Below are 16,663 nucleotides of genomic sequence, written 5' to 3'. Positions count from 1 at the left end.
ATATATATGCAGTATGGCATAGCATATATGAACAGAATTTTTAATATATTGCGGTATGCTGAATAATCACTTGATTTTTTGAAGCATATTTGGTATATTATATAAAATATGAAAAAGTTCCAGTTGTTGTATTGACAGCTGGAACTTTTTTTGTTACTATGAATAATGCACTATTATGGTATGGTGTGCATAGTATTTGCACGCATATCGATAATGTAATAAATTAATGTAAAGTAAAGAAAACTAAGGGGTGAAACGTCAATGGAGAAAAACAGAATACGTCCAGTAAAGTCAGGCAAATCGATGCGTATGAGTTACTCAAGACAGAAAGAAGTTCTTGAGATGCCTAACCTTATTGAAGTACAAAAAGATTCTTACCAGTGGTTTTTAAATGAAGGCTTAAAGGAAGTCTTTAGCGACATCTCTCCAATTGCAGATTATAACGGAAGGCTCAGTCTTGAATTCGTTGATTTTGCATTATGTGAGGAAGAGAGAAAGTACTCTATAGAAGAGTGCAAGGAAAGGGATGCTACATATGCAGCTCCACTTAAGGTACGTGTAAGACTTCATAATAAAGAGAGCGAAGATATAAGCGAACATGAAATCTTTATGGGTGACCTTCCTTTAATGACTAAGACCGGTACATTTGTGATTAATGGTGCAGAACGAGTTATTGTCAGCCAGCTGGTACGTTCACCTGGTATTTATTATGATATACAGAAGGATAAGTATGGAAAGATATTCCTCTACAGTTCAACAGTAATTCCTAACAGAGGTGCGTGGTTAGAGTATGAAACAGATGCTAACGATGTATTCTATGTTAAGGTTGATCGTAATAAGAAAGTACCTATTACAGTTCTTATAAGAGCACTTGGTTTTGGTACTAACGCAGAGATTCTTGACATATTTGGTGAAGAGCCTAAGCTTCTTGCAACAATGGAGAAGGATACATCTACTAACTATCAGGAAGGTGTACTTGAACTTTATAAGAAGTTAAGACCAGGAGAACCATTATCAGTTGAGAGTGCAGAAGCACTTATTTCTGGTATGTTCTTTGATCCTAGAAGATATGACCTTGCAAGAGTAGGTCGTTATAAATTTAATAAGAAGCTTTCATTCAGAAACAGAATTGCAGGACACATTCTTGCAGAAGACGTTGTAGATGGCAATGGTGAAATTCTTGCTAATGCTGGTGATAAGCTTACAAGAGAAACAGCTGAGAAGATTCAGAATGCAGCTGTTTCAGCGGTATTTATTGCTGCTGAATTAAAGGGTGCAGAAGGTGCGGTTACTAAGAGAACAGTTAAGGTTCTTTCTAATCTTGCTGTAGATATCACTAAGTGGGTAGATATCACAACAGAAGAAGCTAAGGAATTAGGAATTAACGAAGCTGTTTATTATCCGGTCCTTGCACAGATTTTAGCTGATAATGAGTCACTTGATGATATCAAGGATGCTATTGCTAAGAATACAGCAGACCTTATGCCAAAGCATATTACAGTAGAAGATATTCTTGCATCTATTAATTATAATATGCACCTTGAGTATGGCATTGGATACAAGGATGATATTGATCACCTTGGTAACAGAAGAATAAGAGCTGTTGGTGAATTATTACAGAACCAGTTCAGGATTGGTATTTCAAGAATGGAAAGAGTTGTTCGTGAAAGAATGTCAACTCAGGACTTAAGCGGTATTTCACCACAGTCATTAATTAATATCAAGCCTGTAACAGCAGCTATCAAGGAATTCTTTGGTAGTTCACAGCTTTCTCAGTTTATGGATCAGAATAACCCATTATCTGAGATTACACATAAGAGACGTCTTTCAGCACTTGGTCCTGGTGGTCTTTCGAGAGATCGTGCAGGTTTCGAGGTTCGAGATGTACATTATACACACTATGGTAGAATGTGTCCTATCGAAACACCTGAAGGTCCTAATATCGGTCTTATTAACTCACTTGCTTCATATGCAAGAATTAATGAGTACGGATTTGTCGAAGCACCTTATCGTATAATCGATAAGACAGACCCTAAGAATCCTAGAGTTACAGATGAAGTACATTACTTCACAGCAGATGAGGAAGATGATTTCCATGTAGCACAGGCTAATGCAGAGATAGATGAGAATGGATACTTCGTTAAGAATACAGTATCAGGACGTTACAGAGAAGAAACATCAGAATTCGATAAGAGTATGATTGATCTTATGGACGTATCTCCTAAGATGGTGTTCTCAGTGGCTACATCTATGATACCTTTCCTTCAGAATGATGACTGTACACGTGCCCTTATGGGTTCTAACATGCAGCGTCAGGCGGTGCCTCTTCTTATGACAGAAGCACCAGTAATCGGTACAGGTATAGAGAATAAGACAGCATGTGACTCAGGTGTATGTGTAGTTGCAGAAGAAGATGGTGTTGTACTTTCATCAGAATCTAACAGAATTCTTGTAAAAGAGACAAGTGGAAAGGTTCACGAGTACAAGCTTACAAAGTTCTCAAGAAGTAACCAGAGTAACTGCTATAACCAGAGACCTATCGTATTTAAGGGAGATGAGGTTAAGGCAGGAGATGTTATCGCAGATGGTCCTTCAACATCTAATGGTGAGATTGCCCTTGGTAAGAACCCTCTTATCGGTTTTATGACTTGGGAAGGTTACAACTATGAGGATGCTGTACTTCTTAGTGAGAGATTAGTAAGAGATGATGTTTATACATCAATTCATATAGAAGAATATGATACAGAAGCAAGAGATACTAAGTTAGGACCAGAAGAAATCACAAGAGATTTACCTTCTACAGGTTCAGATGCGGTTAAGGATCTTGATGAAGATGGTATCATTCGTATCGGTGCTGAGGTAAGAGCTGGTGATATCCTTGTTGGTAAGGTTACTCCAAAGGGTGAGACAGAGCTTACAGCAGAAGAAAGACTTCTTAGAGCTATCTTTGGTGAGAAGGCAAGAGAAGTAAGAGATACATCACTTAAAGTTCCACACGGTGCTTATGGTATCGTTGTAGGAGTTAAGGTATTTACAAGAGAAAATGGAGATGAATTAGCTCCAGGTGTTAACAAGAATGTCCGTATCTATATCGCACAGAAGAGAAAGATTTCTGTAGGTGATAAGATGGCTGGTCGTCACGGTAACAAGGGTGTCGTTTCAAGAGTTCTTCCAGTAGAAGATATGCCATTCCTTCCTAATGGACGTCCACTTGATATTGTACTTAATCCTCTTGGTGTGCCTTCGCGTATGAATATTGGACAGGTGCTTGAAATTCACTTAAGCCTTGCTGCCAAAGTATTAGGTTTTAACGTAGCGACACCTATCTTTGATGGAGCTAACGAGAATGATATTATGGATACACTTGATATGGCCAATGCTTATGCTAATCATCCATTTGATGATGAAGAGCTTGCACGCGAAAAGGCAGATGCAGAAGCTAATGGTGAAGAATATCCTGCTGATATGACAACATTTACTGCTGAATACAAGGATCTTTTAAGAGATGACGTATTCCAGTTCCTTTCAGATAACAGAGCTCACAGAGCTGAATGGAAGGGCGTTCCAATCGGAAGAGATGGTAAAGTAAGACTTCGCGATGGTAGAACAGGTGAATACTTCGATAGTCCGGTTACTATCGGTTTCATGCACTACTTAAAGCTCCATCACCTTGTTGATGATAAGATCCATGCTCGTTCAACTGGTCCTTACTCACTTGTAACTCAGCAGCCACTTGGTGGTAAAGCCCAGTTTGGTGGACAGAGATTCGGAGAAATGGAAGTATGGGCTCTTGAAGCTTATGGTGCATCTTATACACTTCAGGAAATCCTTACTGTTAAATCTGATGATGTTGTTGGTCGAGTTAAGACATATGAAGCTATTATTAAGGGTGAGAACATTCCTGAACCAGGAATTCCTGAATCATTCAAGGTTCTCCTTAAGGAACTTCAGTCACTTGCTCTTGATGTAAGAGTTCTTGATCAGGACAATAACGAAGTTAAGCTTCTTGAAAGTTCAGAATATGAAGTTACAGATTTCAAGAAGGTTCTTGATGATGGTGGTTATAAGAGAAGTAGCCGTGATGAAGAAAATGAATTAAAGAACGCAGGTTATCACGCAGAAAAGCAGGGTGATGACGGTGAGGCAACCATAGAAGAACTCGGATCAGAATATGACGATTTCGATTATGACAGCTTAGATGATGACTATGATGATTACGGTGACGGAAATATAGAAGAATAATAGAAGGGAGCACTATAATGGCAGAAGAGATTAAGTCAAATAAATCAATGAAATTTGATAAAATTCAGATAAAGCTTGCTTCTCCTGAGAGTATTTTAGAGTGGTCTCACGGCGAGGTAACTAAGCCTGAGACTATCAATTACAGAACTTTAAAGCCAGAAAGAGATGGTCTGTTCTGTGAAAGAATATTCGGACCTAGCAAAGACTGGGAGTGTCATTGCGGTAAGTATAAGAAGATTAAAGATAAAGGCATCGTATGTGATAAGTGTGGTGTTGAGGTTACTAAGGCAAGTGTACGTAGAGATCGTATGGGTCATATCCACCTTGCTGCTCCAGTTTCACATATCTGGTATTTCAAGGGAATACCTAGCCGTATGGACCTTATCCTTGATATAGGTCCTAAGAATCTTGAGAAGGTACTTTACTTCGCTTCTTATATCGTAATTGATCCAGGCGAAACAGATATACCATTCAAGAAGATTCTTACAGAAACTGAGTACAGAGATCTTTATGATCAGTATGGTAATACATTCAGAGTTGGAATGGGTGCTGAGGCTATTTTAGAGCTTCTTCACAACGTCAACCTTGAAGAAGAAGTAGCTAAGCTCAAGGAAGAGCTTGCTACTACTACTTCACAGAAGGCTGCAAGACTTATTAAGAGAATTGAAGTTATGGATGCGTTCATTGCTGCTGGTACTAAGCCAGAATGGATGATTCTTACAGAAATTCCAGTTATCCCTCCAGATTTAAGACCTATGGTTCAGTTAGAGGGTGGACGTTTTGCAACATCTGATCTTAATGATCTTTATAGAAGAATTATCAACAGAAATAACCGTCTTGCAAGACTTATTGATCTTGGAGCACCAGAAATCATTGTTCGTAACGAGAAGAGAATGCTTCAGGAAGCTGTTGATGCACTTATAGATAATGGACGTAGAAATGGCCGTCCTGTAACAGGACCTGGTAACAGAGCTCTCAAGTCTTTATCAGACTTATTAAAGGGTAAGCAGGGACGTTTCAGACAGAACCTTCTTGGTAAGCGAGTTGACTACTCAGGACGTTCAGTTATCGTTGTTGGACCAGAACTTAAGATTTATCAGTGTGGTCTTCCTAAGGAAATGGCTATTGAGTTATTCAAGCCATTTGTTATGAGAGAATTAGTAAGGCGTGGTCTTGCTGAGAACATAAAGAAAGCCAAGAAGAGCGTAGAGCATCTTGAGACAGAAGTATGGGATGTACTTGAAGATGTTATCAAAGAGCATCCAGTTATGCTTAACCGTGCTCCTACACTTCACAGACTTGGTATTCAGGCATTTGAGCCAATCCTTGTAGAAGGTAAGGCTATTAAGCTTCATCCACTTGTTTGTACAGCTTTCAATGCCGATTTCGATGGTGACCAGATGGCGGTACATCTTCCATTGTCTGTAGAAGCTCAGGCAGAGTGTAGATTTATGCTTCTTTCACCTAACAACTTACTTAAGCCATCTGATGGTGGCCCTGTTGCTGTTCCTTCACAGGATATGGTACTTGGTATCTACTACCTTACACAGGAAAGACCTGGTGTTAAGGGGGAAGGTAAGATATTCAAGAGTGTTAATGAAGCGCTTCTTGCTTATGAGAATGGAATTATAACACTTCATTCTAAGATTAAAGTTAAGATGACTAAGACTAATGCAGCTGGAGAAGAGATTTCAGGTGTTGTAGAGTCTACACTTGGTAGATTTATTTTCAATGAAATACTTCCTCAGGATTTAGGATATGTAGATAGAAGCAAGGAAGAGAATTTACTTCTTCCAGAAGTTGATTTCCATGTAGGAAAGAAACAGTTAAAGGATATTTTACAGCACGTTATCAATACGCATGGTACAACAAGAACTGCTGAAGTTCTTGATGATATTAAGGCTATGGGTTACAAGTATTCTACTAGAGCGGCTATGACAGTTTCTATTTCGGAGATGACAGTGCCACCGGTTAAGAAGCAGCTTATAGCTGATGCTGAAAAGAAGGTTGAACAGATTAACATTAACTACAACAGAGGTCGTTCAACTGATGAAGAAAGATATAAGAATGTTATCAGAGTATGGCAGGAAACAGATAAGACATTGCTTGATGCACTTCTTTCTGGTCTTGATAAGTATAATAACATCTTTATGATGGCTGACTCTGGTGCCCGTGGTTCTAACCAGCAGATTAAGCAGCTTGCAGGTATGCGTGGTCTTATGGCAGATACTTCAGGTCATACAATCGAACTTCCAATCAAGTCTAACTTCCGTGAAGGTCTTGATGTACTGGAATACTTCATTTCAGCCCATGGTGCTCGTAAGGGTCTTTCAGATACAGCCCTTAGAACAGCCGATTCAGGTTACCTTACAAGACGTCTTGTAGATGTTTCTCAGGATCTTATTATAAGAGAGACTGATTGCAGCGTTGGTAAGATAATACCTGGTATGTATGTTTATTCATTTGTTAACGATAGAGCTACTAATTCAAGTGATGCCAAGGAAGATATTCTTGAGCCATTACAGGAACGTATTACTGGAAGATATCTTGCAGAAGATATCAAAGACCCGGCTACAGGAGAGATTATCGTTGCAGCTAACCACCTTGTAACTCCTAAGAGAGCTGCAGCTATCATTAAGACTGGTGTAACACAGGTTAAGATAAGAACTATTCTTACTTGCCGTTCACATATCGGTGTATGTGCTAAGTGTTATGGTTCTAACCTTGCAACAGGTCAGGCAGTTCAGATTGGTGAAGCAGTTGGTATTATCGCTGCCCAGTCTATCGGTGAGCCTGGTACACAGCTTACTATGAGAACTTTCCATACTGGTGGTGTTGCTGGTGATAACATTACTCAGGGTCTTCCTAGAGTAGAGGAACTTTTCGAGGCAAGAAAGCCAAAGAGCCTTGCAGTCCTTGCAGAATTCGGTGGTGTTGTTAGCTTCTCTAAGACAGAGAAGAAGACAGATATTGTAATTACTGATGATGAGGGGAACTCAAAAGCTTATCCTGTATCAAGGGATACAAGAGTTAAGGTTCAGGAAGGACAGGTTGTTGTTAAGGGTGAAGAAATCACAGAAGGTTCAGAGAACCCACATGATATCGTTAGAATCCTTGGTGTAAGAGCTGTTCAGGATTATATGCTTCGTGAAGTTCAGAAGGTTTATCGTATTCAGGGTGTTGATATTAATGATAAGCATATTGAACTTATTGTTAGACAGATGCTTAAGAAGATAGTTATTGAATCTGCTGGTGATTCAGATTTCTTACCTGGTTCACAGGTTGATACTCTTGAATTCACAGAGGTTAATGAAAAGCTTGAAGAAGAAGGTAAGAGAAAAGCAACTGGTACACCAATTATTCTTGGTATTACTAAGGCATCACTTGCTACTAATTCATTCCTTTCAGCTGCTTCATTCCAGGAGACAACAAAGGTTCTTACTGATGCAGCTATTAATGGTAAGGTTGACCCACTTATCGGTCTTAAAGAAAATGTTATCATTGGTAAGCTTATACCTGCTGGTACAGGTATGAAGAGATACCAGAATGTTGAACTTGACACAGCAACAGCTTATGATGAGATTGAAGAGTCAGATGATGAAGTGTTAAGCTTTACTGAAGATTCAGATGAAACACTTGATTTTACAGAAAATGTAGATACATTAGATGCTGATGTCGAAGTTAGCGATGATGCTGATGTAACAGAAGATACAGAAGCGTAAGATAATAAATATAGAAGCCGTTATCCTTAGGAAAGCGGCTTCTTTTTTGTTTTATAAAATATCAATAACAAGGACAGCATAGTAATGTGATATTTTAGTAATATTTCTAATAATAAATTTTTGAAAAACTCTTGACGAATTTATTCTAAAAATATATACTAAATAAGCGTGCGAATAAGCAAGTTCTTATTTATGTACGCTGATTATAAAGATGAGCAGTTTAAGAGGACAGGCTCACGCATTTTCTTAGTGATTATACTAAGTGCAACCATTCATTATTCTAATTCCGGGAGGTGAAAAAGGAATGCCAACATTTAACCAGTTAGTAAGACAGGGAAGAAAGTCAACAGTTAAGAAGTCTACAGCACCAGCTCTTCAGAAGGGATATAACTCACTTCAGAAGAAGGCTACAGACGTATCTGCACCACAGAAGAGAGGTGTTTGTACAGCTGTTAAGACTGCAACACCTAAGAAGCCTAACTCAGCTCTTAGAAAGATCGCCAGAGTACGTCTTTCTAATGGAATTGAAGTTACTTCATATATTCCAGGTGAGGGCCACAATCTTCAGGAACATAGCGTTGTTCTTATCAGAGGTGGTAGAGTTAAGGATTTACCAGGTACAAGATATCATATCATCAGAGGTACACTTGATACAGCAGGTGTAGCAAAGAGAAGACAGGCACGTTCTAAGTACGGTGCTAAGAGACCTAAGGATGCTAAGTAATTCATAAAGAATTAAGCATCATAAGTCTGTGATTGATTTACAGGGTAAGTCAGAATATTTGCAGATTATTGCATACAATAATTTACGAACAATTAAATTAATTAGTGCCGGAGTTAGATTAATCCGAAGGTTGCAGGTTTAAGATATACGGCGCGAACACAATTTAATTTGTGAGTACCGATGAATTAATGAAACGTCGTGATGTGTCAGGCTGATGAAGCTGTAAGGCGTTCATTAGTGCTAACAATGACGACAATACAATGTTAAGGAGGGAAGAACCGTGCCACGTAAAGGACATACTCAGAAGAGAGATGTATTAGCAGATCCTATTTACAATAACAAGGTGGTTACTAAGCTTATCAACAACATTATGCTTGATGGTAAGAGAGGAGTAGCACAGAAGATTGTATACGGAGCATTTGACAGAGTCGCAGCTAAGACTGAAAGACCTGCTTTAGAAGTATTCGAAGAGGCTATGAACAATATTATGCCAGTTCTCGAAGTAAAGGCTAGACGTATCGGTGGAGCAACATACCAGGTACCTATCGAAGTTAAGCCAGATAGAAGACAGGCTTTAGCTCTTCGTTGGATGACAACATTCTCAAGAGCAAGAGGCGAGAAGACTATGGAAGAAAGACTCGCTAATGAGATTCTTGATGCAGCTAATAACACAGGTGCATCTGTAAAGAGAAAAGAAGATATGCACAAGATGGCAGAAGCAAACAAGGCTTTTGCTCATTACAGATTCTAATAATAATTATAGGAGGTTTTATCCATGGCTGGAAGAGAATATCCATTGGAGAGAACCAGAAATATCGGAATTATGGCTCATATTGATGCTGGTAAGACAACATTAACAGAGCGTATCCTTTATTATACTGGTGTTAACCACAAGATTGGTGATACTCATGAAGGTACTGCTACTATGGACTGGATGGCCCAGGAGCAGGAAAGAGGTATCACAATCACTTCAGCTGCTACAACATGTCACTGGACACCTGAAAAAGAAGGTAAGCCAGATAAGACACAGCCAGAGTACCGTATTAATATTATTGATACTCCTGGTCACGTTGATTTCACAGTTGAAGTTGAGCGTTCACTTAGAGTACTTGATGGTGCTGTAGGTGTATTCGATGCACAGAACGGTGTTGAACCACAGTCAGAGAACGTATGGCGTCAGGCTGATAAGTACAACGTACCACGTATGGCATTTATGAACAAGATGGATAAGATGGGTGCAGATTTCTTCGGATCATGCAACCAGCTTATTACTAAGCTTGGAAAGAACCCTGTACTTGTACAGATTCCTATCGGTAAGGAAGACGAGTTCAAGGGTATCATCGACTTATTTGAAATGAAGGCTTATATCTTCAATGGCGATAAAGGTGATGATATTGAAGTTGGTGAAATTCCAGCTGATTTAAAGGATCAGGCAGAAGAATACCACGATAAGCTTATCGAGCAGTGTGCTGAACTTGATGAAGACCTTATGGAGAAGTTCTTTAATGATGAAGAGCTTACAGTTCCAGAATTAAAGGCAGCTTTAAGAAAGGGTACTATCGAAGGTACAGCTATTCCTTGTCTTTGCGGTACAGCTTACAAGAACAAGGGTGTTCAGAAGCTTCTTGATGCAGTTATCGAATATATGCCAGCTCCTACAGATATCCCAGATATCACAGGTGTTGATGAAGACGGTAATGAAGTGACTAGAAAGTCATCTGATGATGAACCTTTCTCAGCTCTTGCATTCAAGATTATGACAGATCCATTCGTTGGTAAGTTAGCATTCTTCAGAGTTTACTCAGGTACATTAAACGGTGGTTCATATGTACTTAATGCTAATAAGAACAAGAAGGAAAGAGTTGGACGTATTCTTCAGATGCACGCCAACCAGAGAAAAGAAATAGATAAGGTTTACTCAGGAGATATCGCTGCTGCAGTAGGTCTTAAGATAACAGTTACAGGTGATACAATCTGTGATGAGCAGCATCCAGTTATCTTAGAGTCTATGGAATTCCCAGAGCCAGTTATCGAACTTGCTATTGAGCCAAAGACTAAGAATGACCAGGGTAAGATGGGTGAAGCTTTAGCAAAGCTTGCTGAAGAAGATCCTACATTCCGTGCTCATACAGATCAGGAAACAGGTCAGACAATCATCGCTGGTATGGGTGAGCTTCACCTTGATATCATCGTTGACAGACTTCTTCGTGAATTCAAGGTAGAAGCTAATGTAGGTGCACCTCAGGTTGCTTACAGAGAATGCTTTACAAAGCCAGTTGATATCGATAGCAAATATGCTAAGCAGTCAGGTGGACGTGGTCAGTATGGTCACTGTAAAGTACGTTTCTCACCACTTGAAGCTAACGTTGATAAGTTCGATGTTGAGACAAAGAATACAGTATTAATTAATGAACCTCCAGTTCTCTTCTGTGAGTCTTCAGTAGTTGGTGGTGCTATTCCTAAGGAATACATTCCTTCAGTTGCTGATGGTATCAGAGAAGCTGCTAACTCAGGTATCTTAGCTGGATTCCCAGTTCTCGGACTTAGAGCAGATATCTATGATGGATCTTACCATGAAGTCGATTCATCAGAAATGGCATTCCACATTGCTGGTTCTATGGCATTTAAGGATGCTATGGCTAAGGCAGCTCCAGCACTTCTTGAGCCTATTATGAAGGTTGAAGTTACAATGCCAGAAGAATATATGGGTGATGTTATCGGTGATATCAACTCACGTAGAGGACGTATTGAAGGTATGGAAGACATCAGTGGTGGTAAGATGGTTAAGGCTTTCGTTCCACTTTCAGAGATGTTCGGATATGCTACAGACCTTCGTTCTAAGACACAGGGTCGTGGTAACTACTCTATGTTCTTCGATAAGTATGAGCAGGCTCCAAAGTCTGTTCAGGACAAGGTTATCGCTTCAAGAGCTAAATAATTAGTTATTAAGTGATAGATGATAGTTAGAAGTGTCTGGCTGATGTCAGATGACTTAATAATTATCTTGATTATATAATGTACTGCGGAATACGGGTTACTGTATTTCGCAGTGGTATATATCAGGCAGATTTGTGTATATAATAAATATGTAAATTTGCCGTATAATTCAGATAAAAGTATTGGTTTACTATGCTTTTACTCAAAATATAGTTGAAATATTCTTTAAAAGATAATATAATAGATTTCAGCTATGAGAAGTCTGCTTGCAGACAAATATTCTATTTAATTAATTAGGAGGATTTTAAACAATGGCAAAGGCTAAATTTGAAAGAACAAAACCACATTGCAACATTGGTACAATTGGACACGTAGATCACGGTAAGACAACTCTTACAGCTGCTATCACAAAGACTCTTCATGAGAGACTTGGTACAGGTGAAGCTGTTGCATTTGAAAATATTGATAAGGCTCCAGAAGAAAGAGAAAGAGGTATCACAATCTCTACAGCTCACGTTGAGTACGAAACAGAGAAGAGACACTATGCACACGTTGACTGCCCAGGCCATGCTGATTATGTAAAGAACATGATTACTGGTGCTGCTCAGATGGATGCTGCTATCCTCGTTGTTGCTGCTACTGATGGTGTTATGGCTCAGACAAGAGAGCATATCCTTCTTGCTCGTCAGGTTGGCGTTCCTTACGTAGTAGTATTCATGAACAAGTGTGATATGGTTGATGATCCAGAACTTCTTGAATTAGTTGATATGGAAATCAGAGAACTTCTTAACGAATATGATTTCCCAGGCGATGATACACCAATCATCCAGGGTTCAGCTCTTAAGGCTCTTGAAGATCCAAACAGCGAATGGGGTGATAAGATTCTTGAACTTATGCACACAATCGATGAGTATGTTCCAGATCCACAGAGAGATACAGATAAGCCATTCCTTATGCCTATCGAAGATATCTTCTCTATCACAGGTCGTGGTACAGTTGCTACTGGTAGAGTAGAAAGAGGTGTTCTTAAGGTTAACGAGGAAGTTGAAATCGTTGGTATCCACGAAGACATCCGTAAGGTTGTTGTAACTGGTATCGAAATGTTCAGAAAGCTCCTTGATGAAGCAGAACCAGGTGATAACATTGGTGCTCTTCTTAGAGGTGTTCAGAGAGATGAGATCCAGAGAGGACAGGTTCTTTGTAAGCCAGGTTCAATCACACCACACCACAAGTTTACAGCTCAGGTTTACGTATTAACAAAGGACGAAGGTGGACGTCATACTCCATTCTTCAACAACTACAGACCACAGTTCTACTTCAGAACAACTGATGTTACTGGTGTTTGCGAACTTCCAGCTGGTACAGAAATGTGCATGCCTGGTGATAACGTAGAAATGACAGTTGAACTTATCCATAACGTAGCTATGGAGCAGGGTCTTCGTTTCGCTATCCGTGAGGGTGGTAGAACAGTTGGTTCTGGTGCTGTTGCAACAATCATTGAATAATTGTTATTTATTATAGTAATTTTAAGGGTTTCCGAGATTTTTCGGAAGCCCTTTTTTCGTTCTGAAATAAATGGAAAAATAGCAAAATAAGTTTAATAGCGCTGACTAAACGATGTCATAAAACAAATAATCTTTAAACAAAATTGAAACAAATAATATTCTATTTTGTAAATACTATGTCTTCTTCGGCATAGATCCTAATAAGTGATGATTGCTCTATAAATTTAATTTTGTCATTTTTGATACAAGAAAGGATTGCTGTTACAGCATCAGACTCATTTATAAAATCTACAGTTTATCGATAGTAGGTCTTATTTATAATATGGTTGGTTGTTAATAGAGTATTTCAACAGGCAATCACACAGGTGCTATTGTCAATTTACGATGAACAAGTTAGAAAAAATTTATCGTAATAAATAAGTGAAAGTAAAATTATTAAATATTTTTTTAATGTTTATAAGACTATATAAATGATATGATGTGAGTGTCAAAAGTGAATTTTGTCACTCGCTGTTGTATCAGGATTGCTACATTGCTATGCAATTCACACATACGTTATGATATAGCAAACAAAAAATGAAGCGACTGTAAAACAAGATGGTAGATAAAATACAAAATAGAATAATAGATTAAAGGGGTAAAAAGGTATGACTGCTAAAGAACTTATGAAACAATGCGAAGCTGAAGAAAAAGAATTGAAATTCAGGGAGTTTTCATCAGAAACAGCACTTGCAATTGGGATGGCACTTATAGAAGAAGCGAAAAAACGTGACAATAAAATATGTATAGATATTGCAATAGCCGGAAGAAGATTGTTTCATTATTCCAGTGATGGTAATGCTGTAAGTAATGATATTATGATTGAGCGTAAGAAAAAGACGGCGATGCATACTGGACATAGTTCATTATGGGCACACTATATGCTTGAGAATTGCGATATGAATATTAAAGAAAAATGGGCTTTAGAACCATCAGAGTATGCACAGGTAGGAGGCGCGTTTCCAATAAGACTTGAGAATTGCCAGACAGTAATAGGTACAATAACATGCTCTGGTTTTAATCATGAACAGGATCATAGTATTATTATAGATGTTTGTAGAAAACTGAAAAGAGAAAATGTTTTGTAAATTAATTGATATTATTTATTTTCAGGAGGTATGAAGCTTATATGGGTAAGTATCATTTTATAATAATAGGCTCAGGCTGGCGTTCACTTTATTATGTCAGAATAGCAAAAGCAATGCCGGATATATTACGTCTTGATGCGATGTATTGCAGGACACAGGAAAAAGCAGATAAGATGGCAGAAGAATTCAGTATACACACTACAACTTCTATAGAAGAGTGTGTAGGTTATAAACCGGATTTTGCTGTTGTAGCAGTGAATAAAACAAGTATCTGTGATGTTTCAATAGAATGGATGGATAGAGGAATAACTGTTCTTTCTGAGACACCAGCAGCATTGGATATGGATTCGCTTAAAAAGTTATACAGATATCATATGTCTGATGATAAAACAGATAAGAAACAGGTTGTTGCTGAACAATACAGGGAATATCCATATAATAAAGCACGGATTAATCTTGTTAATAGTGGTGTACTTGGCGATATCAGTTGTCTGAATATATCCATTGCACACGAATATCACGGTTTCAGTCTTATAAGAGCATATCTTGGTATAAAACCGGATGAAAACTACACGGTGTCAGGTAAAATATATGAATTTCCGACAACTCAGACACTTACGAGATATGACAAATTTACAGATGGCAGAACAGCTCCTAAAAAAAGATGTGTAGCAGTATTTGAGTTTGAGAGCGGAAAGGTTGCATGGTATGATTTTGACTCTGAGCAGTACCGCTCACCTATCAGAAAGAATATGATAAAGGTGCAGGGTGTCAGAGGGGAACTTATTAACAATGAGCTGTATTATCTTGATGAAAATAATGAAGGACAGTATCAAAAGATTGTGACAGATGTGAATGCAACGCACACCAAAGATACTAATCCTAACTTGTCTATCGTTCGTGAAATAGAGAAAATAATGTGTGGTGAAAATGTATTGTATGAACCGGAATTAGGGATGCGTGGTTTGTCAGAAGATGAAACTGCAATAGCAGGTCTTATGATAGGAACAGCAAAGTATAGCAGAGGTGAGGCAGAATCACCATATAGCATGGAAGATGCATTTGCAGATGCGTATGCGTCAATATTGCTTGATGAAGCAGTAAGGACAAGTAATAAGGTAAGTAGCTGTATTGAAAAGATATGTATAGCTAAAAATAAATAAATATCTTAATAATATATTGTGAATTCAGAAAATATTTGTTAAAGAAGTAGAAAGGAATATTACATATTATGTCAGATAAAATATTAAGAGCAGCTCTTATAGGTGTTGGAAATATGGGAAAAAAATATGTACAGATGATAGTATCAGGTGAGGTATCCAATATAAAACTAACAGCAGTAGTTATACGAAGAGATGAACTTATGGAATGGGGAGAGACTCTTGTAAATACTGATGGTGAATATGTGAAAATATTCAGAAGTGCAGATGATATGTTTAAAGCAGAAGATGTAGATACATTATTTGATGCAGTAATTATAGCAACTCCTCATAAAACGCATGCTAAGCTTGCGGTACAGGCATTTTCGCTAGGAAAGGATGTCTTGTGCGATAAGCCGGCAGCATCAGATATAGGAGAAGCACTTACTATGAATGAAGCAGCTAAAAAGAGTGGAAGAATATATGGTATGGTGTTTCATCAGAGATTATATCCTAAGTATATGAAGATTAAGAGTATGATTGATGCAGGTGAGCTGGGAGAACTAAGAAGGGTGAATCTTATTAATTCAAGATATTTAAGAACATCATATTATCATCATTCTGGCGCATGGAGAAGTAGTTTTACAGGTGAAGGCGGCGGCGCACTTATTAACCAGGGACAGCATATTCTTGATATGTTCCAGTATCTTTTTGGTATGCCGCAGAGAATGTTTGCACTTATACCATTTGGCAAATATAATGATTTTGCAGTAGATGATGAAGATACTATTATTATGGATTATGATAATGGCATGACGGCTTCATTTGTACTGACAACAGGAGAAGCGTGTCATGAAGAAAGACTGGAAATAATAGGAACAAAAGCAAAGCTGTTGCTTGAAGATAATACACTTACTATAACAAGACATCAGGATGTAGAAGAGTATATAAAAACGGAGATGGTTAATTCAAGGGAAAATATGCAATATGTGAAAGAAACAATTGAGTTTCCAAAGGCACCAGAGCCATATACAGAGCTGCTTGAAAGATTTGCCAGAGCTTCCTTAGAACATAATGATACATATCTTGTGGCGAAAGGAGATGAAGGAATCAATTCCCTGATGTTGTGTGCAGGAGCTTATTATTCAGCATGTAATGGTATCCAGGTTAAGCTTCCGGTTGGCGCGGAGGATTATAGCAGACTTATGGAAGAACTGATTATGAAGGAAAAGAGCATAAAGAATAATATATAAAAAATAATACAAGA

At 38.3% G+C, this 16,663-nt stretch carries 9 protein-coding genes; all 9 read left to right on the top strand.

Annotated features, from left to right (window positions below):
* The first annotated feature begins 261 nt into the window (after positions 1-261).
* The 9 genes from rpoB to WMO14_RS09995 all read left to right on the top strand — a co-directional run bounded on the left by rpoB (position 262) and on the right by WMO14_RS09995 (position 16,649).
* Positions 262-4,242: a DNA-directed RNA polymerase subunit beta gene (rpoB, locus tag WMO14_RS10035; protein ID WP_090140419.1), complete on the top strand. Its 3,981-nt coding sequence runs from the start codon at positions 262-264 to the stop codon at positions 4,240-4,242.
* Between the two features lie 17 nt (positions 4,243-4,259).
* Positions 4,260-7,964, top strand: coding sequence for a DNA-directed RNA polymerase subunit beta' (gene rpoC, locus WMO14_RS10030; protein ID WP_055306854.1), 3,705 nt, complete (start codon positions 4,260-4,262; stop codon positions 7,962-7,964).
* A 304-nt stretch (positions 7,965-8,268) separates the two neighbouring features.
* Positions 8,269-8,688: a 30S ribosomal protein S12 gene (rpsL, locus tag WMO14_RS10025; protein WP_022501573.1), complete on the top strand. Its 420-nt coding sequence runs from the start codon at positions 8,269-8,271 to the stop codon at positions 8,686-8,688.
* A gap of 280 nt (positions 8,689-8,968) precedes the next feature.
* Positions 8,969-9,439, top strand: a complete 471-nt coding sequence (gene rpsG / locus WMO14_RS10020; RefSeq protein ID WP_055177101.1) for a 30S ribosomal protein S7 — start codon at positions 8,969-8,971, stop codon at positions 9,437-9,439.
* Positions 9,440-9,463: 24 nt separating this feature from the next.
* On the top strand, positions 9,464-11,626 hold the full coding sequence (fusA, locus tag WMO14_RS10015) for an elongation factor G (RefSeq protein ID WP_055177104.1): 2,163 nt from the start codon (positions 9,464-9,466) through the stop codon (positions 11,624-11,626).
* Between the two features lie 310 nt (positions 11,627-11,936).
* Positions 11,937-13,130: an elongation factor Tu gene (tuf, locus tag WMO14_RS10010; RefSeq protein ID WP_055177107.1), complete on the top strand. Its 1,194-nt coding sequence runs from the start codon at positions 11,937-11,939 to the stop codon at positions 13,128-13,130.
* Positions 13,131-13,777: 647 nt separating this feature from the next.
* Positions 13,778-14,257, top strand: a complete 480-nt coding sequence (locus WMO14_RS10005) for a heme-binding protein (protein ID WP_349153755.1) — start codon at positions 13,778-13,780, stop codon at positions 14,255-14,257.
* Positions 14,258-14,298: 41 nt separating this feature from the next.
* A complete protein-coding gene (locus tag WMO14_RS10000) occupies positions 14,299-15,420 on the top strand; it encodes a Gfo/Idh/MocA family protein (protein ID WP_055177110.1) in 1,122 nt (373 codons plus the stop codon).
* A 68-nt stretch (positions 15,421-15,488) separates the two neighbouring features.
* Positions 15,489-16,649 (top strand): Gfo/Idh/MocA family protein, encoded by a 1,161-nt coding sequence (locus WMO14_RS09995; protein WP_055177113.1) that lies wholly within the window; start codon positions 15,489-15,491, stop codon positions 16,647-16,649.
* Positions 16,650-16,663 lie beyond the last annotated feature (14 nt).

Source organism: Lachnospira rogosae (ex Hitch et al. 2025), assembly GCF_040096455.1.
Taxonomy (GTDB): Bacteria; Bacillota; Clostridia; order Lachnospirales; family Lachnospiraceae; genus Lachnospira; species Lachnospira rogosae.
This window is presented reverse-complemented; position numbering and strand designations above follow the sequence as displayed.